This is a genomic window from Fundidesulfovibrio butyratiphilus, from assembly GCF_054657235.1.
In genome coordinates this window covers 1,060,145-1,080,128 of record NZ_BAAHXA010000002.1, presented here as the reverse complement: position 1 = coordinate 1,080,128, position 19,984 = coordinate 1,060,145, and the positions used below count along the sequence as shown (strand labels likewise).

The window sequence follows — 19,984 nt, the reverse complement described above, 5'->3', positions numbered from 1 at the left end:
AAGGCTGTTAACGCCCGATGAGCAAACGTTCAAACAGGGCCTGCAACTGCTCCGCCAGGTCGGACGGATCGGTCTCGTTCAGGGAGGGCAGGACGATCACCCGCCGCATGAGCTGAAAGCCCGCGACCAGCGAAAAAAACAATGCCGCCCGTTCGGGCTCCCTGCCGCCGGCGAGAATTTCGACCAGCGGCGCCATGTGACGCAGGGCATTTTGGCGCAGGATGGCCGCAGCCTGTTCGTTGGACGCCGAACGGATGAGCAGGGAAATGCCGTCGAGCCGGTTGCGCTCCGTGGTGGAGGGCGTCACGAGCGCGCGGGCCAGGGCGCGGCACAACGCCGGAAAATCGTCGCGCGCCTTGGCGATTTCGGTCTTGAGTATGCCCGGAAACGCGAGCGCGCTTTCCACCACTTCCTCAAAAAGCTTTTCCTTCGACCCGAAATAGCGGTTCACGAGCATGGCGGTCACGCCGGCGTTCTCGGCGATTTCCCGCACGCCGGCCCCGTCGTATCCGTGCCGGGTGAAGGCCTGCCGGGCCGACTCCAGAATGGCCCGCCGGGTGGCCTTGGCGTTGCGGCGCGGCCGAGTCGGAGCGCTCGGGGCCTCGGCCTTGGGTTTTTCCATGACGTATCCTTATGCCTTGCCTGATCGATATGCAGCCCGCCGGCCACCACTTCCCACGCCTGGGCGTTTGCCCCCGCGGGCCGCCCCGACGCGGGAACGCACGGCGCGAGACAAGGTTCTCACGAAAGCCGCGCCCAAGGCAACCGCCCGCCGGTGTCGCGATTTCGCCCCGCGTGTCGGGAAACGAAGCGGGCGGTGAATTCCATGTCTACACCCGTAGACATAGGCCGGGAATAAGTCTACATCTGTAGACATCGAACAGGGCGCTCCCGTTTGCATCGGCGCGTCCCTGCGTCGGACCGGATTTCACGCCCAACGGCCGTCCGCCTGCCCCGCGACGCGTCCGCCCCCGGCGTCCTTCTCCGGCCGGCGGAACATCCTCCTCAACCGGTGCGCGAAATGCTGGCGACATTGGCACTCTCCCTGGCCGCGAAGGAATCCATAAAGACGGGCCTGGCCATGGTTCTGGCCTGCGCAACGGCCATGGCCATGGGCTGGAACAACCCCTACTGGGCATGCATCGCCGTGGCCGTGGTCAGCCTGCCCTCCGTGGGCGAATCGCTCATGAAGTGCCTCCAACGGCTCTGGGGAACCCTTGCGGGCGGAGTGGCGGCCCTGGTCCTCCTGGCGCTTTTCCCGCAGGAGCGTTGGGCGTTTCTCATACTGCTGTCCCTGTACGTGGGACTGTGCGCCTACAAGATCACCCGAGGCCGGTACGTGTACGTCTGGTTCCTCAGCGGATACGTGAGCCTGCTCATCGCGTCGTCCATCATCGGAACCACGTCGCAATTCGCATTCAACACCGCCGTGCTCCGCCTTCAGGAGACGGCGCTGGGCGTTCTGGCCTACACCGGCGTCTCCATGTTCGTCTGGCCGCAGCGCAGCACCGACGACCTGCGCGCCACGGTGAAGACCCTGCTCGGCGCGCAGGTGAAGATTCTCGGCAATTCGTTTCTGCTGTTGCGCGGTCGGGAGCGCGACGACCCGCCCGGAACGTGGCTGGACGCCGCCGACCTGCTGCTCGGCCAGTTGCGCCGCCGTCTGGCGGCTTCGGAACTGGAGCACTTCCAGGTGCGCGAAATGCGCAACTGGTGGCGACGCCTTGCCGCGACCTTCCAGTCCATGACCGACGACGCCCGGGGTTGGCGGGAAAGCGCGCCGGACCTGCGCGGCCTGGACATGCCGGACCTCGTGGCGGACATCGAGAAAATCCAGACGGAGTTGTCCGGACGCATGGCCGCCTTGCAGGCCGTGTTCGACGGGCGTCCGCCCGGTCCCATGCCACGCCTGGAACCCCGCCCGGACCGGGAAAAACTCGCGGCCCTCCCCCCCCTGCAACGGGCCGCGGTCAAAAGCACGGCCGAAACCCTTCGCCGGCTCGACGACGCCGTGCGGGCCCTGGCCGAATGCCTGCTGGCCATCACGGGCCTGTCGCGCAAGGAGCTCGCCGCCCCGGCCGTCGCATCCGCGCCCGCAACGCCCCCCCCGGACCGGGACAGCTACGCCGCTTTGGCCCGCGGCGTGGCCGGGGTGTTGCTGGCCTCGCTGGTCTGGATCGTGGCCGACCCTCCCGGGCACATGGCCTATGTCGTTTTCGTGGGGTTGTTCGTGCTGATGGGCGTTTTGGCTCCGCAGATGGACTGGGCCCAATTCTTTCTGGTGAACATGGTGGGTGTGGTCATCGCCGGCCTGATCTACGTGCTGGTGATGCCGAGCCTGACCCAGTTCTGGCAACTCGCGGCGGTCATGTTCCTGCTGGTGGCCGGCGTCACCTATATCTCCTGGAATCCCCGACTGGCCGCCTTGCGCCTGGCCGGAGTGGTTCCCTTCATCATGATGACCAACCTCCAGAACCGCCAGGCGTATGATTTCGCCCTGTTCCTGAACAATTGCGGGGCCATGGTCTTCGGCATCGTCACCGTGGCCCTGGTGTTCCACATGCCGTTCGGCAGACGACCCGAACGAGTGATCGCCCGGCTGGTGGCGCGGTTCTTTCAGCGGGCCGAAGCCTGCATGCGGGACCTGGTCTCCGATGACGACACGCGCCGGCGACGGGGACGCGCCAGCCTGGCTTCGCTTCAGTCATTGGTGGGGCGGATAGGCGGTTGGGTCAGCCGGGTCGACTTCACAGAGGTCCAGGCGGCCACCCCGCGCGATGTCGCAAGGCTGGTGGCCGGTCTGAACGCCATTGCGAGCGGCCTGAACATGATCGCCAAACCGCGCCCGGACGGGGACGGACCAGGCCCAAGCGGCGACCGGGACATGAACGCCCTGCACGAAGAGATTCTGGCCATGCTCAAAACCCTGGGAGCGCAATGCGCCCCCGGCCGCCGGGAGAAACCGTCCAGCGAACCCGCCGGCGGTCCCGCGCCGGACACGGACGGTTCGCCGAAACGGACGCGCGATCAGGTCCGGGACCACACCGCGCGCGACGGGGCAAGGACCTTCGACGAGCGCCTGGACCGAACGTTCCACGCCCTGTGCGCGCCGGCCCGGGACGAGGAGGATTGCGGCGCGTACAGACTGCTGGGCGGATACAGGGCCTTGCGCAGGGCTCTGGCCAGATACGCCGAACTGAGCGCGGGGTTCGACTGGAGCCGCTGGAACGCGGCGCGTTTCTGACCGTGACCGAGGGGGATTGTCCATGCTCCTGGCGCCAAGCGAAGTGAACATCGGCGGCGTGTACATACCGCCGCTCCTGTTGTCCTTCATTTTCGGACTGTTGATCACCTATTTCGTGGCGCAACTCCTGAACCGCCACGGCATGTCGCGGTATTTCGCGGCTCCGCATCTGGTGTTCGTGGCTTTTGTGGTGGTTTTCACCTGTCTGTTGGATTCTTTCGTCTTCATGGGATGAACGCAATGAAAATATCCGGCAAGGTCTGCGTCACGTCGCTCATCGTCATCGCCGCGACCGGTCTGCTCGTGGCAAAATACAGACACTACGTCCTCAACCCCTGGACGCGCGACGGCAAGGTGCGGGCCAACGTCATTCAGATCACGCCGCGCGTCTCCGGCCCCGTGATCGAGCTGCCGGTGGTGGACAACCAGCGCGTGGCCAAGGGCGACCTGCTCTTCGCCATAGATCCGAGAACCTTCGATGCCGCTTACGACCAGGCGCGGGCGAATCTCGACAAGACCAGGGACCAGATCAAGAACCTGGGGCAGCAGGTCAAGGCCGCGGAAGCCGCCGTGCGCCAGAGCGTGACCGGAGTGCAAAACGCCGCCTACGGGGTCACCAGCGCCAGGGCGAACTTCGAGGAGCTGGAAAAGGACCTGAAACGGTACGAAACCCTGGTCGCCAGCGGGACCATAGCCAAACGCGACTTCGACCTGACCAGGGTGAACTACGTGACCGCCCAGGCGAACCTGAACCAGGCCCAGGCCCAGTTGGAAAAGGCCCACGCCGCCAAGGCCCAGGCCGAGGCGGAACTGGCGCGAACCCAGGCCGCCCTGGGCGCGCCCGGCGACGACAACGCCATGCTGCGCGAGGCCCTGGCCCAATGCGAGCAGGCCCGTCTCAATCTGGAATTCACCCGGGTCGCGGCCCCCGCGGACGGCTACGTCACCAATCTGAACCTGCGTCTGGGCAGTCAGGCCGTGGCCAACCAGCCGCTCATGGCCCTGGTGGACGCGAACAGCTACTGGGTGGCCGGCTATTTTCGCGAAAGTTCCATCGGCGCGGTCCGAAGCGGCGACCGGGCCACCGTGACCCTCATGACCTATCCCGACGAGCCCATGACCGGAGTGGTGGAAAGCATCGGGCGCGGCGTGGCCCAGCAGGACGGCTCCACGGGCCAGGACCTGCTGCCCTCCATAAGCCCCACGTTCGAATGGATTCGGCTGGCCCAGCGCGTTCCCGTGCGGGTGCGGATCGTCGACAAGCCTGGGGATGTGGAACTGCGCGTGGGCACGACGGCCTCGGTGCTCGTGGTGACCCGGTAGAAACGGCCGCGAAGGCCGGATGTTCCCCGGCCCCGGCGATCGCTGCGGGACGGCAATCCCGGCGGCCCGGGGGCGAAGAACCCGCCTTAGAGCGCGGGCGCGATGCGCCAGCGTTCGAAGTCCTTGTCCCGCACCAGCCGGGCGGTGTGGTTCTCGAAAACTTCCATGAGACTGGCGGTGAGCCCCCGCAGGGCAAAGAGCGTGGGCGGGGCGGGCGGGGTGCGGGTAAAGGCCCGCACCACCTGGGCCATCTTGCCCTGGGTGGCCATGGGCAGGCCTCGATGGACTTCGAACGACGCCAGGCTCAACCCCGTATCCACCACGAAGGCCAGGCTGGGCAGAGCCATGCCCTGGCGCAGCATGCCGGCGGCCTGGCGGAACCGTTCGTCGATGTCGGCTCCCTGGACTTCGGGCGCTATTTCCATGAGCAAGCCTTCCACGAACCAATCGAGAGCCATGTCGAACAGGGGTTGATAGGTGGCCACCAGGGCCTTGTCCTGTCGGGAGGCGAAAAAGGGATGGCAGAACTGGGGATGCGCCGTCTCGCCCAGCAGGGCGTGGGCCATCTCGTGCAGGTAGCGCCCGAACGACGGGTCCCGGCCCAGAGCCTGGCGCGGCCAGTCCACCCGGTGGACCCGGGCCGCGAAGTCGGTGCGCACCGAAAAGTCCTCGCGCATGAACGCCTCTTCCACGGGCCAGGAAAACCGGGACTTGAGTTCGTCCAGAATGTGCGCGCGTCGCTGCGCGGGGATCGAATCGTTGACGGGCATGGCGGTCAACCGAAATGGTGGCTGGGGTTGACGCCAAGGGCCTTGTGATCGAGCACTTCGCGGATCTCCAGGCGCTTGGCCAGCCGGCCGGACCCGGCCAGGTCCACGCTGACCGGATGCATGGGACGCATCCGCTCGTCGAACACGATGGCCACCTTGGGACGAAGCGGCGTATCGGGATTGGATTCGCACACCACGGCGCATTCGCCGGAATTCAAACGCACCAGGCTACCCACGGTGTACACGCCCAAGCACTTGATGAAGCGTTCGAGAATTCCGGCCGAAAAGTCCTTGTCGCGCCTGGCATACATGGTTCCCAGGGCCTTGCCCGGAGTGACGGCCTTCTGGTGGGGACGATCCTGGGTCATGGCGTCGTAGACGTCGGCCACGCCCAATATCTGTCCAAAAAAGCTCAACTCTTTCCCGGAGATGCCCCGAGGATAGCCCGAACCGTCAACGCGTTCGTGGTGTTCGGAAATGCCCCGAATCACATGCTGCGGCAGACTCATCCGCGCACTGATGACCGTGCAGCTCTCTATGGGATGAAACTTCAGGCGGTGGAACTGTTCCGGCGTGAGCCGGCCGGGTTTGGCCAGCACGTCCTGGGGGGAGAGGGCCTTGCCCACATCGTGAAGAAATCCGGCCAGGGCCAACTCGCCCACCTGCACCCTGTTCAGGCCCAGAAAATCCCCGAAAGCCGCCGCAAGCACGGACACGCTCGCGCTGTGGCGCAACAGATAGGGGTCGGTGTCGTGCAGCCAGGCCAGGCAGACCAGGGCGTCGCGATTGCGGGACACGCTGGCCGACACCTCGCGCGCAAGGTCCTGGCAGGCCTGGGCGTCGAAGGGACGGCCCACGGCCACGGCGTCCAAGACCCGCTTGGCCACCTCCATGGCCTTGCGATGGGCGACCCTGGCGTGTTCCAATTCCTGAAGCAGGGGAACGCTTTTGTTGGTCGCGGTCTCGGCATCGAGTTCGGCCTGGGCGTCGTCCAGGGCGCGCTCCACCTCGCCCCGGTCGAAAAGGCGCACCGATCCGGCGCATTGCTTGTCCTTGTCGGTCTCGATGAAGAGCTCGGCGTACCCCTCCTCCCGGATGGCCACGATTTCCTCCTCGGACGTGACGTAGCCTTCCTGGGAATACAGCAGGGGGTGGTCGATCCAGGACAGTCCTGTATCCACCACATACATGCCGACCTGCAGGTCGTAGACGCGAAGTTTCTTCAGCATGCCTGTGTCGAGTCCAGTCGAGACGTATGTCCAGCTATAGGCACAGGCGCGAAAGGCGGTCAAGCAAGGCCGAAAGGACACGGCACGGCGGCGGTGGTCACTCCCACGAAATGGTGAGTTCGCGCGACCCCCACTGCCTGGCGGCCGACATGTCGTGGCCGAAGTAGATGTCGATGGTGTTTTCGTGGCGGGGACTCATGGTGTCCATGACCGTGTATTCGCCGTCCAGACCTTCGATGCGCACCTTCTTGTCGAAGACCAGGCCGTGCTCGAGCAGGTCGGGCGAAACGGCGATGGCCGCAATGTCCGGCGTAAGGGTTTGGCCGTTGGCGGCCTTGGGCAGTTTGCCCCGCCCGACGGACTGGGCCGTATACGCCAGGGCGCGCACGGTGAGGGTTTTGGGTTTGGGGGTGAAGGCGAACAGTTTCGACGAGGAGCAGGACGGAGGAGGACCGGAGGAGGAAAGATCCGCGCAGGCTTTTTTGCTGGCCGCGCATCCTGGCAGAACACAAAGGAAAAAGGCCAATTTCAGCGCCGCCAAGGGGATTACCAGGGGACGGGAACATTTTTTTCGCGGTCTTCGCCGCAGGGTTTTGACACTCATCATGAGCGCCTTTTTATCAGCCGGCAGGACCCGAGGGCAACCTCGAACGCAACGCGCGCGGCGGATGTTCATGTTCGAGGCTTTTTTCAGCCCCGCCGACGCGCCCCGGCCGACGCCCCGGAGCCGGGCGCCGTCGGGAGCGGCTTCCCCCGCCCTCCGGCGACTTCCGCCGATCTCTCCCCGCCCGGTCGCCGCCGTTTGAACATGAACGGATGTTCATGTTCCGGCAATGTTTCGGGGAGCGCCCCCCTTGCGCGAACGTCCCCCGCGGTTCGGCCCGCGGCGTCGCCGCTCTCAGGACGCGGCCTTGCGGGAATTCGAGGCGGACAACGCCCCCCCTCCGGCGGGAACCGCGGCCGCCTTGGAGCGGGAAATGCGCCCGAGCACGAAGGTTTCGGGGTCCATGCCCCGCAGGCGCTCCAGGGGAATTTCGGCCCGCGCGGCCATCTTGTGCCCCCCCGCGCTGCCGAAGGCGCCGAACCATCCGGCGGCGCGTTTGCCCATGTCGCGCCCGCCCAGGCCGTCGCAACGAAAGATCACCACCAGCTTGCCTTCCGAATGGCCGGCGATGGCGTCCCAGGCTATGCCGTGCACGCGCAGGAAAAAGTCCGCCAGAACCACCAGGATGTCGGGGTTGTCCACTTCCCCCACCCAGGCAAAAAAGCCGTCGCGCCCCAGATAGCGGCTGTTGGCGTAGGCCAGGGCGAAGGAGTCCAACCACTCCTTGAGAAACTCGGCATGCACGATCTTGCGCAGCAAGAGCTTGTTGGACAGTTTGGAGAGATAGCTGAACGCCTTGACGTCCACGCCGCAAAAATCGCGCTCAAAGGACTGGGTGTCGGTCTTGATGCCGTAGAGCAGGGCCGTGGCCAGGCGTTTGCCCGGCACGATACCCAAATTATAGAGGTATTCGGTGAGCAGGGTGCTCACGGCCCCGTATTCGGGACGAATCTCCATGTAGGCAGCCTCGACCGGATACTCGGGGACCTGCGGATGGTGGTCGAGCACGACATCGAAGTCGATGCCGGCGAATTCCGGGTTGTGGTGGGGCTGGGAGTCCACCATGGCGAACTTGTCGTAGTTTTCCGGCAACTCGCGGGTGAGCCGGATCAGGGGGATGTGCAGGGTGTTGATCATGGCCAGGTTGTCGGGCCTGGCGATGGGATTGATGTGGGCGATGTCGGCCCGGGCCACCCGGCGTTCGAGAATCAGGCGCAGGGCCATGGCCGAGGCCATGGCGTCCGGATCGGCGTTGATGACGATGAGCCACCGCTGGGAAGACTTGAAAAGCTTTCTGAGCCCCTCCAGTCGTTCTCCCAGCAGTCTAAAGAAGGCCATGAGACGCGCCTCCCTTGAGGTTGAGTTCCAGCCCGGCCACGGCCAGGGCCACTTCGTCGGCCAGGGCGGCCACGTGCTGGTTGACCGCGCCCAGAGTGCGCACGAATCGCCTGGACAAGGCCGTGGCCGCCAGGGGACCGAGCCCCACTTCGCAACTGACCAGAAAACACGCCGGGGCCTCGGGACCGCGAAAGCCTTCCAGGCCGCGACACAGGTCCCGCGCGCGGTCCTGACCGGCCTCCATGCAGGCGAACACCCAGAAATCCAGGCTGTCCACCAGCACGGCCGTGGCGGTCCCGGCGGCCCGGGCCAGGCTTTCGGGCAGGGCCAGGCCGGGCTCTTCCACCGGCAAGCGGGGATCGCGGGCCAACCGGTGTTCGAGAATCTGGCGCCGAAAGGCCTGATCCTGGGCAAGGCCCATGGCCAGCACCCGACGCGGACCGGAGAGGGACGCGAACCGGGCGTAGGCCAGGTTCGACTTGCCGGACTTTTCCCCGCCGAGAATCAGGCGGATCATATGGTCAAGCCCCAGCGCATCGTGAACGCGTAAAACGTTTCCAGGCTTTCCCGCAAGTCCGCCTCGGAAAAAACTTCGAAAAGCACCGGCGCTCCGGCGGGCAGGAAGTCCAGACAGGCCCGGAGCGCCCAGGCCTGGGAGGGAGCCAGGCGGGCCAGGCTCAGGTGCTCGTGCGTTCCCACGGCCAAGCCCGGTGCGTAACAATGCACCAGCTCCACCCGGCCGGCCAGCCCTCGGGCGGCCAGAAGCCGGTGCTGCTCGAAAGCCAGCAGATGCCCCACGTCCAGGCACACGGGCAAATCCAGGTCCAGGATGACCGGCCAGTGGTCCATGAGATCCTGTCCGGGCACGTTTTCCAGGAGCAGCCGCCATCCCGGAGCGCGTTCGCGCCACACCCGGGCCAAACCGGCCATGTCGTCCGGGGAGTCGGGCGGGTGGAGCACGCCGCCCCAGGGCTTGTGGGGCGCGGCCATGTCCATGAGCCGGGCCAGGATGTCGTAGACCGCCTCACCGCCCCGTTCCCAGGGCAGGTCCACGGGCAGATGGACATGCGAGGCCAGGCTGGTGGACGGACCGATGTCCTCGGGAGTGTAGTCCAGGCACGCGCGATAGCGATAAAAGAGCAAGGCCGCCTGATGGAGGGAAAGCTCGAGCTCGGCCAGGCGAGCCAAATTTTCCGCCAGGGGCAGGGGCCAGAGCCAACTGGTGGCCGCCAGGGGCCAGGGACCGAGGTAAAATTGCATAGGTTATTTCTCTTGAAGACCGACGGCAATGCGATTAGGATCTTTTCGTTTTTGACGCAAATTAACAAAACGGTCAATTTGACGAACGGTCGTCGGACGACCGAAACGGAGTGTCATGCCATGCGCCGCATTCGCAACGCTGTGCACCATCTTTTCAACCCCCTTCATGTCTACTGTCGCCTCAAGGACATCGGTCTGTCCAAGCCCGTGGCCCACAGGGTAAGCAGAGTGTACGAACGCTATGTCTTCCGCCTTTTTTTCTAGCGCCCCTTTGTAAGCGATCTTCCCGGCTTGCCCCGGGCCGCTCCGGACAGACGCGTTCGCGCCGCCGGGCGGCGCTTCCCCGTCCGTTGCCGATGCGAGAAGGCCTGCGCGAATGCGCATGCCTTTGGGCGTTGTTCTCGCGGGGACGTGTCGGCTTTTTTTCGGACAGGGCGTCCGGCTCGATCACGCCCCGGACATTTCGTTCGCCGTCCGGGCTCCCGCATGGCCTATCCGCTCGACCCTACGGGGAAATCCCTCCCGCGCCCGCGCGCGACGGAGGGCGCTCCGCGCTTTTGTCTTGAAAAAATCGGGCGATTTCAACATGTTTTCTGAACGTGTCCCTGGCGCGCGGCCGCTCTTCCCTCTGGCGTGGGGCGGGCAAATGCCGTAAGGGGAACATGGTGAAAGAAAACCTCCGCCGGCGGGCCGGACCGCAAAGGAGTACGCGATGCAGATCGGCATGATAGGCCTTGGCCGCATGGGCATGAACATGGCCAAAAGACTGCTCGGCGCGGGGCACACTGTGGCGGCCTACAACCGCACTCCGGCCAGGACGGAAGAAATCGCCCGAAGCGGCGCCCTGGCCGCCGGCTCGCTGGAAGACCTGGTGTCCCAGCTCGCCCCTGCGCGCGTGGTCTGGCTCATGCTGCCGGCCGGCCCGGTGGTGGACGAACACGTGGACGCCCTGGCCGCCTTGCTCGCCCCCGGCGACATGGTGGTGGACGGCGGCAACAGCCGCTTTCAGGACGCCGCACCGCGCGCCGAACGCCTGGAAGCCGTCGGGGTCCACTTCGTGGACGCCGGGGTGTCCGGCGGAGTCTGGGGCCTGAGCGAAGGCTACTGCACCATGGTGGGCGGCTCCGAGGAATGCTTCTCCCGTCTCGTCCCGATCCTGGAGAGCCTGGCTCCCCCGGGAGGCTACATGCACTGCGGCCCAGTGGGATCGGGCCACTTCGTGAAGATGATCCACAACGGGGTGGAATACGGCATGATGCAGGCCTACGCCGAAGGTTTCGCCCTGCTTCAGGCCTCGCCCTACGGCGAGCGTCTCGACTTCGCGGCCCTTTCCGCCCTGTGGAACCGGGGCAGCGTGGTGCGCTCCTGGCTTCTGGAATTGTGCGAGGCCATGTTCCGCCGCGATCCCGGCCTGGCGGGCATCAAGCCCATTGTGGAGGATTCGGGCGAAGGCCGCTGGACCGTGGAGCAGGCCCTTTCCCTGGCCGTCCCCGCCCCGGTGCTCACCTTGTCCGTGATGGAGCGATTCCGCTCCCGCCAGGAAAACAGCTTCGCCGACCGCGTTCTGGCCGGGCTGCGCCACGAATTCGGCGGACACGGCGTGGTCAAGAGCGGAGAGTGAGGCCGTGCCCTCCAAAACGCCCCCGAGCGCAAGCCCCTCCGGTCCGGGCTGCCTCACCGCCACAGCTCCCGATCCCTGCCTGCTGGTCATCTTCGGCGCTTCGGGCGACCTGTGCGCCAGAAAGCTCCTGCCCGCCCTGGCCCGGCTGGATCAGGTGGGACGCCTGCCCAAGCCCTTCGCGGTGGTGGGCGCGGCCCGCACCGACATGACAACCGAAGCCTTCCGCGAAAAGACCCGACAAGCCGTGATCCAGGCCCACGGGACCGACTTTCCGGCGCTGGAAACGTTTCCCGCCCTGACCCGTTACCACCGTCTGGACTACGACAACCAGGACGACTACCGATCCCTGGCCGAAGACCTGATCCGGCTGGAAAAGGAACTCGGCCTACCGGGCAACAGGCTGTTCTACCTGGCCATTCCCCCCGAGCTCTATCCGGTGGTGGCCGCCCGCCTGGGCCAGGCCGGGCTGGCCTGCTGCGCGGACAACACCGTTCCCTGGACGCGTATCGTTGTGGAAAAACCCTTCGGCCGCGACCTTCCCACCGCCAGGGAACTCGACGCCACCCTGCACGCCCATTTCACCGAAGAAGCCATCTTCCGCATCGACCACTATCTGGCCAAGGAAACCATCCAGAACATCTTGTCCCTGCGCTTCGCCAACGCCGTGTTCGAGCCGGTGTGGAACCGCAACTACGTGGAATACGTCTCCATCATCGCGGCCGAGAGCCTGGGCGTCGAGCACCGGGCCGGCTACTACGACCAGGCCGGAGTGCTGCGCGACATGTTCCAGAACCACATGATGCAGCTTTTGGCCCTGGCCGCCATGGAGCCCCCTTCCATCTTTCAGGCCGAACGGGTGCAGGACGAAAAGGTCAAGGTCTATCGGAGCTTGCGTCCCTTTGCCGTGGAAAGGGGCTTCGAAGGACTGGTGCTCGGCCAGTACGGCGGGGGCGTTTCCGGCGGGGGAAGCCCCCTGGCCGCCTACCGCGACGAACCGGGCGTTCGTCCGGACTCGTCCACGCCGACCTTCGCCATGCTCAAGGTCCACGTGGACAACTGGCGCTGGCAGGGCGTGCCCTTCTATCTGGCCTCGGGCAAGGCCCTGGCCCGCAAGCTCACCCGCATCGTGGTGCAGTTCAAGGAAGTGCCCCACTCCATCTTCCGGGGCGTGCTGGGCGAACACGTCACGGCCAACCGCCTGGTGCTGGAGACCTACCCCGGAGAGCGCATCGACATGCACTTTCAGGTCAAACCCGGCGGGCCGCGCTTCTGCCTGGACACGGCGTCCATGTCCTTCGACTTTCGCCGGGGCTACCAGGGACCGCCGCTTGATTCCTACGAAAAGGTGCTCATCGACTGCATGCTGGGCGATCACATGCTCTTCTGGCGTCAGGACGCCGTGGAGCTGTGCTGGGGCTTTCTCACCCCCATTCTGGCCATGTGCGAAACCTGCGGCGACCTGGAGAGGCGTCTGCTCTTCTACCCCGCGGGAAGCTGGGGCCCCCCCGAGGCCGGCATGGTGCACCTCAACTTCCTTCGCGACACCCAGGCCGGGAGTCCGGGATGAACGTCCCTCCCCGACGCGCTCCCGAGGGCAAGGCCCGAGGCGGCCTTCCCCCCGATGAACGCGCCCCGGCCGCGTTCACCCTGTTCGCCGATCCCCGGTCCCAGGCCCGGGCCGCGGTCGACCTTGCCACCCGGGCCCTCCTCCGGGCCGAGGCCGAACGCGGGGCGGCCAGTCTGGCCGTTTCCGGCGGGACCACGCCGGCCCTGTTTTTCGAGGAACTGGCCGGGGCCAAGCTGCCTTGGGACCGGCTCCAGGTCTTTTTCGTGGACGAACGCTGTGTGGAACCCCACGACGCACGCAGCAACTTCGCCCTGCTGGCCCGCACCCTGCTGGCCCGCGCGCCCCTGCCGGGCGGCAACGTCTGGCCCATGCCCGGACGGCTGGCGCCCGAAGAAGGCGCCAGGGCCTACGAAGCCCTCCTGCGGCGAATCTTCGCCGAACGCCTGGGCCAGCCCGGCCCCGGCCTGCCGGAGTTCGACTGCCTTCACCTGGGCATGGGCGGCGACGGGCACACGGCTTCGCTTTTTCCCGGCCAGGCCATTCTCGGCGAGTCCGCACGGCTCGTCGTGGCCTCGTATCCCGAACGAGCCGATCCGGCCGTTGCCCGGCTCACCATGACGCTGCCTCTTCTGTGCGCCGCGCGGGAAGCGTTTTTTCTCGTTTCCGGCCCGGACAAGACCGCTCTGGCCAGGACCATCGCGGCCGGAGCCGGCGGGGAATCGCTTCCCGCCGCACTGGTGCGACCGCGTCGCGCCCCGATCTGGCTGGCGCGTCCGTAACGACGCCGCGGCCCCACGCAAAGGCGAAAGACCTGGGCGGCGCGCCGACGGACCGCGCGCCCGCAACGCATACCACCCGTCGCGTATTTCCCGCTTGGGCGCGCGCAAACCCTTTCGGAGCATCGGTGAAACTTCTCAAGGACTCCCTGGGGCTATGGCTGGTTCTCGTGGTGTTGGCCGCAACCCTGCCCATTCTCTGCGTCATCGTGTTCGCGGGCATGGAACACCGCCAGGTGGAACTCGACCACGCCGAGACCGGCGCCCTGCGTCTGACGCAAGCCCTTGCCGACGAGCAGGAGGCCACCACCACCGGCATCTGGCAACTGCTCTCGGCCCTGGCCCTCTTCCCCGAGGTGAAGGACAAGAACATAGCGGCCTGCGACAAGGCCTTCGCCGACCTGGTGTCCCGCAACTCCTCCCTGGCCAACGTGGCCCTGCTCGACACCAACGGCAACGTGCTGGCCTCGGGCCTGCCGTTTCGCCCGAACACGTCCTACGCCGGTCTGCGCCACGTGGAGGAAGCCAAACGGACCCTGACCTTCGCGGCCGGGGAATACCAGGTCGGCCGGGTCAGCCGGATCCCGGTCATGGCCTACGCCCTGCCGGTCTTGAACGACCAGGGGGAATTGACTGCGATACTCACGTGCAGCCTGGACCTCAAACGCTACAGCGCGCTTTTCGACCGGGCGATCCTGCCGCCGGACTCGGTGTTCATCATCGCCGACCACGCCGGAACGCGCCTCATGGTCCACCCGGAGAACACCCACACGCCCGCCGGGTTTCGAATCGCCGCTCCGCTCTGGGAACGCTATCTGGGAAGCGATGTCGAAGGCCTGAACAAGCATTCGGGCTCCGACGCAATCATGCGCTACTACGCCTTTCGCAAGGTTTCCCTGAGTCCGGGCCAGCCCGCCTATATGACCATGTTCGTCGGCGTGCCCGAGGCCTTCGCCCTGAACCGGGCCGACCGGGTCACCAGGCGCAGCCTGTTTCTGGGAAGCCTGGCCATGACCTTTTCCCTGCTTCTCGCCTTCCTTTTGTCCCGGCACGGCATCCTGGCAAAGATGGACCGCCTGGCCGAAGCGGCCAGACGCATCGGAGCCGGCGACCTCGACGCCAGGGCCGGTCCCAAGGTGGGCGGCGGCGCGTTCGGCCAGGTGGCCAAGGCCTTCGACGACATGGCCCAGGCCCTGCAAATCCGCCAGCGGGAACTCGCCCGGGCCGAAGCCCGGGCCAGGGACGCCAACACCTCCCTGCAAGACATCATCGACTCCATGCCCTCGGCCATCTTCGGCGTGGACGACGACTGCCGGATCACCCTGGTCAACCGGGTCGCCGAGCGCAGCGTCGGCCAAAAAGCCCCCATGGTTCGCGGACGCGACATGGGCCAAGTCTGCCTGAACCTGGCCGGCTTGCGCGAACGCACGCTCCAGGCCCTGCGCGGCAATGACCCGGTGCGTCTGTCCGGGCTTCGCGACCAGACCGAAGAAGGATGCAAGATTCTCGATGTGCTCATCTATCCCCTGACCGGCGACGAACGCCCCGGAGCGGTGATCCGCATCGACGACGTGACCCAGCGCGAACGCATGGCCGAGCTCATGGTCCAGACCGAAAAGATGATGAGCGTGGGAGGACTTGCCGCAGGCATGGCCCACGAAATCAACAACCCCCTGGGGGGCATCATGCAAAGCGCCCAGGTGCTGGTCCGCCGGCTGATGGAGGACTCCCCGGCCCGCCGCAGGGCCGCCGACGAGGCCGGATGCGACCCCCGGGCCCTGGAGCGCTTCTTGACCCTGCGCGACGTGCCGGAGCTCCTGCAGGGCATACGCGAGTCCGGGGCCAGGGCCGGGGCCATCGTGTCCAACATGCTCGAATTCAGCCGCGGCAACGACGCCAGACGATCGAGCGTCGAGATGCACCTCTTGCTCGACAAGGCCGCGGAACTGGCCGCCAGCGACTACGACCTCAAGAAAATGTACGACTTCAAAAAGATACGGATCGTACGCGAATACGAGGACGCCGTTCCCCCTGTGGTGTGCAGCCGCACGGAGATCGAACAGGTGTTTCTCAATCTGCTCAAGAACGCGGCCCAGGCCCTGTGGACCGGACGCGACCAGGAGCGCGAACCCGTCATCACCCTGCGCACGGCCAGGGAGGAACGCCACGTCCGGGTCGAAGTGGAGGACAACGGGCCGGGCATGGAAGAAAACGTGCGCCGCCGGGTGTTCGAACCCTTCTTCACCACCAAGGAGCCGGGACAGGGCACCGGACTGGGCCTTTCCGTGGCGTTTTTTCTCGTGACCACCCACCACGGCGGCAGCCTGGAGGTGACCTCCGCTCCGGGCCGGGGGGCGCGTTTCGTCCTGCGCCTGCCCCTGTCCCCCAAGACCGCCTGACCGGGCGAAACGAACCGGACGCGCGGACCGCCTTCCGCGCCCCAAGGCGGAAGGCGCCTACTTTTTGCGATAGACGAAGGGCACCACGCTTTCGAGCATGTCGTCAGCGGTGCGGTGCGAACCGTCGGGTCCCACGCTGCGCAAGGTATCGTTCGGGCACCAGCCGTCGCCCCGGGAGCAGACATATTCGGCCTCGTTGAGAAGTATCGGCATTCCCCAGACGTCGTGAAAGGTAAGGGGCTCCTCAGGCGGGGCCTGCGGGCCCAGGGCTGCGCGCCAGACGCTTTTCAGCGCGCTTTCGTTGTTGGCGATACAGGGAGAGTCGGCCGGCAAGGCCGGAAGGTCCGCCAGACCCACACAGGGGTCCTCGGAATTGGGCCGGCCCGTGATCGTGGCCAAGAGGTCGTTTTGCCGCACCTTGGCCAGGTAGGCCACCAGTCCCAGGCGTTTGAGGGTCACGCCCGTTGTCTCGACCTGTTCCAGGCGTACGGCCTCCCGGGCGGCCTCGGCCCTGGCCGGCATGGCGGCCTCGCGCACGCCCAGCCACACCAGGGCGCACATGAGCAGCGCGCCCACGCAGACCCCCTGGCGCGCGGCCCGGCGCAAGGTCTCGCGGCGGCGTCCGGCCATCCAGTCTTCAAGCGTCATGGGCGGCTTCCCGCTTGGCTGCCAGTTGTCCGCGCAGCCGGCACACCGAACACACGTTCTGCGAGGACGGAAACCCGCACACCTCGCACGACACCAGCTCCTGCTCGCTGGGAGCCCCTCGCTGGAAACAGGGCTGTCCCCGTTTGAGAAAATGCTCGTAGAACTGCATCTTCATGCCCGGACTCTTGCGCTCCAGGTCGGCCAGAAGACGCTTGTGCCCGGTGAAGCTGGCCCCGACCGAATAGGGACAGGGGACCGTGGTGTGCTCGATGCCGTTGAAGAAACACCAGGCCGCGCTTTCGTATTCCGTCACCCGGCACAGCGGCTTGATCTTGCGCACGAACTTGTCCTGCGCGTCCAGGCGGGGACCTTGCCCGGCCAGGTAGTGGGGATCCCAGCGCAGGGTGTTGGCGAAGAGCCTGGCCACCTCGTCGTCGAGATTGTGTCCGGTGGCCAACACCTCGAATCCGGCCTCATAGGCGTAACGGTTGAAGAAGTGGCGTTTGATCTTGCCGCAAACCGAACACACCGGCCGCCGGATGTGGCGTTTCACCTCCGGGATGGCCAGGCCGTGGGCCGCTGTTTCCAGAACGTGCAGTTTGATGCCCCGGCTGTGGCAGAAAAACTCCACCACCTCGCGGGCCTGGGCCGAGGATTCGGGGATGGCGAGATCGATGAACAGGGCGGTCACATCGTAGCCCAAGCGGTCCAGGGCCAGCAGCAGCCCCAGGGAGTCCTTGCCCCCGGAGACGGCCAGAACGGTTTTTTCCTCTTTCTGCAGGAGTCTGTGCTCGTGGATGGCGCGTTCGATCTGGCGCAAATAATAGGTTTCAAAGCACGCGGGACAAAAGCCCGTATGGTGGCTTGGCAGGGCGACCTGGGCCAGATCGCCGCAGCGGCGGCATTTCATGAAGGCTCCTGGTTGGGGTTGGGACCTGGAAAGCGAAACGAGCGGGGTGGCGTCGCCACGCCAGGCGACGCCCGCGCCGGCGCGGGATTACCCGCGCGAAACCACGGGACGTATGCGAATCTCGTCGTCGGGACCGATCCTGCGATCCGCGGTGAGCAGCTCGCGGCCCCGTATGACCAGAACCTCCGTGGACAGAAGTCCCAGCTTGCCCAGCAGTTGGGTAACGGTGTTCAAACGCGGAAATTCCAGCCGTTTTTCATCGGGCTCCAAAATAACGATCACCATGGGCCAGCCATAGCTCCCCTGCCCTCCGGGGGCAAGAGGAGCGGGGGAAAAGCGGTTGACCCGGCGGGAGTTTCTGAGCATACATCAAAAGGCGACGGCGCGGTGCGCCAAACCAGGGAGGCCAAAGCCATGAACGCCAAGAAGATCCTGGTGGTGGACGACGAAAAACACATTCGCATGCTCTACCAGGAAGAACTGGAAGGCGAAGGATACGAGGTGGCCACCTCCGACGGGGAGGAACCGATCCTCGATGTGCTCAAACGGGAAGATCCGGCGGTGGTCGTGCTCGACATCAAGCTGGGATCTTCGCGTTCCGGGCTCGATCTTCTGCAGGAAATCCGAGGCCAGGACACGACCATTCCGGTGATTCTCTCCACGGCCTACGATTCGTTCCAGCACGATCTGAAATCCATCGCGGCGGATTATTACGTGGTCAAATCCGTCGACCTCACGGAACTCAAGTCCAAAGTGGCCCTGGCCATGTCCAAGGCGGCCAAGGGCTGACGATGCGGGCGCGCGATCCCCCGGCGAAATGCCGGGCGGATCGCGCCAGCCCGAGGTGCACTGGTTTTTTCAGGCGAGAAACGCGGCGACGTGCGCGCGTGTGGCGCAAGCGTTACCGTGTGGCGTGTTTCTCCCTCCCTCCTCCTGTTTCCAACGTCACGGCCGGGCGCGCAAAACGTCCAGCACCTCCACGCGGGCGGCCTGCCAGGCGGGGTAGGCTCCGGCCGCCAGGCCCAACAGGGCCGATCCGGCCAGGGCCTGGACGATGAGCCAGCCGTCGTAGACGTAAGGAAGCCCCCCCAGGGCGTACACCACGGTCAGCCCGACCAGGGCCAGGGCCACTCCGGCCGCTCCCCCGACAACGGACATCACGCCGGCCTCGAAAAGAAATTGACGTACGATGTCGCGCCTTCTGGCTCCCAGGGCGCGGCGCACGCCGATCTCCAGGCGTCTGGCCCGCACGAGCAGCACCATGATGGACAGCACGCCCAATCCTCCCACCGCGAAGGAGAGCGTCGAGCTGATGACGCCCAGCACCTCCACCAGATCCAGGGCCTGGCGCTTGAGCTTCATGGTGTCCTGGGCGGTGAGCACGGTGAAGTCTTCGAGTTTGCCCCCGCCGACGATGTGGCGCTTGCGCATGAGAGCCGTGGCCGCCCGGCGCGTGGCTTCGAAATCCGTACCGTCCGCCAATTGCAGGAACACTCCGCTCACCCAGTCCTGGTTGGCCATGCGCCTCATGTAGGTGGAAAGCGGCACGAAAACCTGTTCGTCCTGGTCCGAGCCGGACAGGTCGACGCCTTTTTCCTCCATGACGCCCACCACCAGCAGGGCCTGACGGTAGCAGTACACCAGCGTGCCCACCGCCTGATCGGGATCGCGAAACAACCGCCGCGCGATGTTGGCCCCAAGCGCCACCACCTTGGCCCGGGCGGCCTCCTCCTCCCCGGTGAAAAAACGCCCCCGGGCCGGGTACATGTTGCGCACCCGGGGATAGTCGGCCCAGGTGGCCACCAGCCTGGTCTGCACCGTGGTGGCCCCGTGGCGCATGGGCATGTTGCGCATGATCACCGGCACGGCCAAGGTTACGCCCGGCAACTGGTGCGTCAGGGCGAAGGCGTCCTCCAGGGAAAAGGACGACGCCCCCTTGTCCAGGCGCACCCCGTCCCCGCCGCGGGAAAAACGCACCTGCCCGGCGAACACGGCGAAAAGATTGGGCCCCAGGCGTTCCACCTCGATTTCCGCCTGACGCACCATGGCCTCGGAAACGTGGCGCACTCCGGTCAGGGCCAGGGCCCCCAGGAAAATCCCCAGCATGGCCAAGGCGGTGCGCAACTTGTGAACGGCCAGGGCCTGCAGGGCGATCTTGAGACTCAGAAACATGCTGGAACCTCTAGCCTCCCACGCGCCGGTCGGCAACCCGGCCGCGAAGTCCGCTCTCCGCCGTCCGTGAAAAATTTGACGCACCATCCGGGAAAAATACGCCGGTTGCTCTCCATAACACCT

General features: G+C 66.0%; 20 protein-coding genes. 8 read left to right on the top strand and 12 right to left on the bottom strand.

What is annotated here, in order from left to right:
* Nucleotides 1-7: 7 nt before the first annotated feature.
* Entirely contained in the window at nt 8-622 is a 615-nt protein-coding gene (locus tag ACYQ01_RS15855; RefSeq protein WP_459934828.1) for a TetR/AcrR family transcriptional regulator, read from the bottom strand.
* 399 nt (nt 623-1,021) lie between these two features.
* Between ACYQ01_RS15855 and ACYQ01_RS15850 the strand changes: the two genes are divergently transcribed.
* The 3 genes from ACYQ01_RS15850 to ACYQ01_RS15840 are packed head-to-tail and all read left to right on the top strand — an operon-like array spanning nt 1,022 to nt 4,567.
* Nucleotides 1,022-3,244, top strand: coding sequence for an FUSC family protein (locus tag ACYQ01_RS15850; protein WP_459934827.1), 2,223 nt, complete (start codon nt 1,022-1,024; stop codon nt 3,242-3,244).
* A 22-nt stretch (nt 3,245-3,266) separates the two neighbouring features.
* Entirely contained in the window at nt 3,267-3,479 is a 213-nt protein-coding gene (locus ACYQ01_RS15845; protein ID WP_459934826.1) for a DUF1656 domain-containing protein, read from the top strand.
* 5 nt (nt 3,480-3,484) lie between these two features.
* The gene (locus ACYQ01_RS15840; RefSeq protein ID WP_459934825.1) at nt 3,485-4,567 is read left to right on the top strand and encodes an efflux RND transporter periplasmic adaptor subunit; all 1,083 of its coding nucleotides are present in this window, start codon (nt 3,485-3,487) and stop codon (nt 4,565-4,567) included.
* Between the two features lie 86 nt (nt 4,568-4,653).
* Here ACYQ01_RS15840 and ACYQ01_RS15835 read toward each other — a convergent pair whose 3' ends face one another.
* From ACYQ01_RS15835 to ACYQ01_RS15805, 7 genes are all read right to left on the bottom strand, one after another.
* On the bottom strand, nt 4,654-5,337 hold the full coding sequence (locus tag ACYQ01_RS15835; RefSeq protein WP_459934824.1) for a hypothetical protein: 684 nt from the start codon (nt 5,335-5,337) through the stop codon (nt 4,654-4,656).
* 5 nt (nt 5,338-5,342) lie between these two features.
* Entirely contained in the window at nt 5,343-6,566 is a 1,224-nt protein-coding gene (locus tag ACYQ01_RS15830; RefSeq protein WP_459934823.1) for an HD-GYP domain-containing protein, read from the bottom strand.
* A gap of 97 nt (nt 6,567-6,663) precedes the next feature.
* Nucleotides 6,664-7,107 carry a 3D domain-containing protein gene (locus tag ACYQ01_RS15825; protein ID WP_459934822.1) on the bottom strand — a complete coding sequence of 148 codons (444 nt, stop codon included), beginning with the start codon at nt 7,105-7,107 and terminating at the stop codon, nt 6,664-6,666.
* A gap of 357 nt (nt 7,108-7,464) precedes the next feature.
* Complete coding sequence (locus tag ACYQ01_RS15820; protein WP_459934821.1) at nt 7,465-8,508, bottom strand: DHH family phosphoesterase; 1,044 nt, start codon at nt 8,506-8,508, stop codon at nt 7,465-7,467.
* Entirely contained in the window at nt 8,495-9,025 is a 531-nt protein-coding gene (locus tag ACYQ01_RS15815; RefSeq protein WP_459934820.1) for a bifunctional adenosylcobinamide kinase/adenosylcobinamide-phosphate guanylyltransferase, read from the bottom strand. Before ACYQ01_RS15815 ends, ACYQ01_RS15820 begins: the two co-directional genes overlap by 14 nt.
* Entirely contained in the window at nt 9,022-9,768 is a 747-nt protein-coding gene (cbiR, locus tag ACYQ01_RS15810) for a cobamide remodeling phosphodiesterase CbiR (protein WP_459934819.1), read from the bottom strand. The genes ACYQ01_RS15815 and cbiR overlap by 4 nt, the downstream gene beginning before the upstream one ends.
* Before the next feature lie 3 nt (nt 9,769-9,771).
* A complete protein-coding gene (locus tag ACYQ01_RS15805; protein ID WP_459934818.1) occupies nt 9,772-10,152 on the bottom strand; it encodes a hypothetical protein in 381 nt (126 codons plus the stop codon).
* A 328-nt stretch (nt 10,153-10,480) separates the two neighbouring features.
* On the opposite strand from ACYQ01_RS15805, the gene gnd reads away from it, so the two are divergent.
* From gnd to ACYQ01_RS15785, 4 genes are all read left to right on the top strand, one after another.
* The gene (gene gnd, locus ACYQ01_RS15800; RefSeq protein WP_459934817.1) at nt 10,481-11,389 is read left to right on the top strand and encodes a phosphogluconate dehydrogenase (NAD(+)-dependent, decarboxylating); all 909 of its coding nucleotides are present in this window, start codon (nt 10,481-10,483) and stop codon (nt 11,387-11,389) included.
* Between the two features lie 4 nt (nt 11,390-11,393).
* Nucleotides 11,394-12,956 carry a glucose-6-phosphate dehydrogenase gene (gene zwf / locus ACYQ01_RS15795; protein WP_459934816.1) on the top strand — a complete coding sequence of 521 codons (1,563 nt, stop codon included), beginning with the start codon at nt 11,394-11,396 and terminating at the stop codon, nt 12,954-12,956.
* Nucleotides 12,953-13,735, top strand: coding sequence for a 6-phosphogluconolactonase (gene pgl, locus ACYQ01_RS15790; RefSeq protein WP_459934815.1), 783 nt, complete (start codon nt 12,953-12,955; stop codon nt 13,733-13,735). Before zwf ends, pgl begins: the two co-directional genes overlap by 4 nt.
* Nucleotides 13,736-13,860: 125 nt before the next feature.
* Nucleotides 13,861-16,131, top strand: a complete 2,271-nt coding sequence (locus ACYQ01_RS15785) for an ATP-binding protein (protein ID WP_459934814.1) — start codon at nt 13,861-13,863, stop codon at nt 16,129-16,131.
* Nucleotides 16,132-16,188: 57 nt separating this feature from the next.
* Here the strand turns inward: ACYQ01_RS15785 and ACYQ01_RS15780 are convergent, their stop codons facing one another.
* From ACYQ01_RS15780 to ACYQ01_RS15770, 3 genes are all read right to left on the bottom strand, one after another.
* Nucleotides 16,189-16,779 carry a hypothetical protein gene (locus ACYQ01_RS15780; RefSeq protein ID WP_459934813.1) on the bottom strand — a complete coding sequence of 197 codons (591 nt, stop codon included), beginning with the start codon at nt 16,777-16,779 and terminating at the stop codon, nt 16,189-16,191.
* Nucleotides 16,769-17,689: a TIGR00269 family protein gene (locus tag ACYQ01_RS15775; RefSeq protein WP_459934812.1), complete on the bottom strand. Its 921-nt coding sequence runs from the start codon at nt 17,687-17,689 to the stop codon at nt 16,769-16,771. Before ACYQ01_RS15775 ends, ACYQ01_RS15780 begins: the two co-directional genes overlap by 11 nt.
* 87 nt (nt 17,690-17,776) lie before the next feature.
* Nucleotides 17,777-17,974, bottom strand: a complete 198-nt coding sequence (locus ACYQ01_RS15770; protein WP_459934811.1) for a hypothetical protein — start codon at nt 17,972-17,974, stop codon at nt 17,777-17,779.
* A gap of 129 nt (nt 17,975-18,103) precedes the next feature.
* Here ACYQ01_RS15770 and ACYQ01_RS15765 point away from each other — a divergent pair, with 129 nt between their 5' ends.
* Nucleotides 18,104-18,478, top strand: coding sequence for a response regulator (locus ACYQ01_RS15765; RefSeq protein ID WP_459934810.1), 375 nt, complete (start codon nt 18,104-18,106; stop codon nt 18,476-18,478).
* A gap of 156 nt (nt 18,479-18,634) precedes the next feature.
* Here ACYQ01_RS15765 and ACYQ01_RS15760 read toward each other — a convergent pair whose 3' ends face one another.
* Entirely contained in the window at nt 18,635-19,861 is a 1,227-nt protein-coding gene (locus ACYQ01_RS15760; protein WP_459934809.1) for an ABC transporter permease, read from the bottom strand.
* Between the last annotated feature and the right edge of the window lie 123 nt (nt 19,862-19,984).

Coding starts and splice junctions, on each gene's coding strand:
- ACYQ01_RS15855 (WP_459934828.1), bottom strand. CDS start 622: ATGGAAAAACCCAAGGCCGAGGCCCCGAGCGCTCCGACTCGGCCGCGC.
- ACYQ01_RS15850 (WP_459934827.1), top strand. CDS start 1,022: ATGCTGGCGACATTGGCACTCTCCCTGGCCGCGAAGGAATCCATAAAG.
- ACYQ01_RS15845 (WP_459934826.1), top strand. CDS start 3,267: ATGCTCCTGGCGCCAAGCGAAGTGAACATCGGCGGCGTGTACATACCG.
- ACYQ01_RS15840 (WP_459934825.1), top strand. CDS start 3,485: ATGAAAATATCCGGCAAGGTCTGCGTCACGTCGCTCATCGTCATCGCC.
- ACYQ01_RS15835 (WP_459934824.1), bottom strand. CDS start 5,337: ATGCCCGTCAACGATTCGATCCCCGCGCAGCGACGCGCGCACATTCTG.
- ACYQ01_RS15830 (WP_459934823.1), bottom strand. CDS start 6,566: ATGCTGAAGAAACTTCGCGTCTACGACCTGCAGGTCGGCATGTATGTG.
- ACYQ01_RS15820 (WP_459934821.1), bottom strand. CDS start 8,508: ATGGCCTTCTTTAGACTGCTGGGAGAACGACTGGAGGGGCTCAGAAAG.
- ACYQ01_RS15815 (WP_459934820.1), bottom strand. CDS start 9,025: ATGATCCGCCTGATTCTCGGCGGGGAAAAGTCCGGCAAGTCGAACCTG.
- cbiR (WP_459934819.1), bottom strand. CDS start 9,768: ATGCAATTTTACCTCGGTCCCTGGCCCCTGGCGGCCACCAGTTGGCTC.
- ACYQ01_RS15805 (WP_459934818.1), bottom strand. CDS start 10,152: ATGCGCATTCGCGCAGGCCTTCTCGCATCGGCAACGGACGGGGAAGCG.
- gnd (WP_459934817.1), top strand. CDS start 10,481: ATGCAGATCGGCATGATAGGCCTTGGCCGCATGGGCATGAACATGGCC.
- pgl (WP_459934815.1), top strand. CDS start 12,953: ATGAACGTCCCTCCCCGACGCGCTCCCGAGGGCAAGGCCCGAGGCGGC.
- ACYQ01_RS15780 (WP_459934813.1), bottom strand. CDS start 16,779: ATGACGCTTGAAGACTGGATGGCCGGACGCCGCCGCGAGACCTTGCGC.
- ACYQ01_RS15775 (WP_459934812.1), bottom strand. CDS start 17,689: ATGAAATGCCGCCGCTGCGGCGATCTGGCCCAGGTCGCCCTGCCAAGC.
- ACYQ01_RS15770 (WP_459934811.1), bottom strand. CDS start 17,974: ATGGTGATCGTTATTTTGGAGCCCGATGAAAAACGGCTGGAATTTCCG.
- ACYQ01_RS15765 (WP_459934810.1), top strand. CDS start 18,104: ATGAACGCCAAGAAGATCCTGGTGGTGGACGACGAAAAACACATTCGC.
- ACYQ01_RS15760 (WP_459934809.1), bottom strand. CDS start 19,861: ATGTTTCTGAGTCTCAAGATCGCCCTGCAGGCCCTGGCCGTTCACAAG.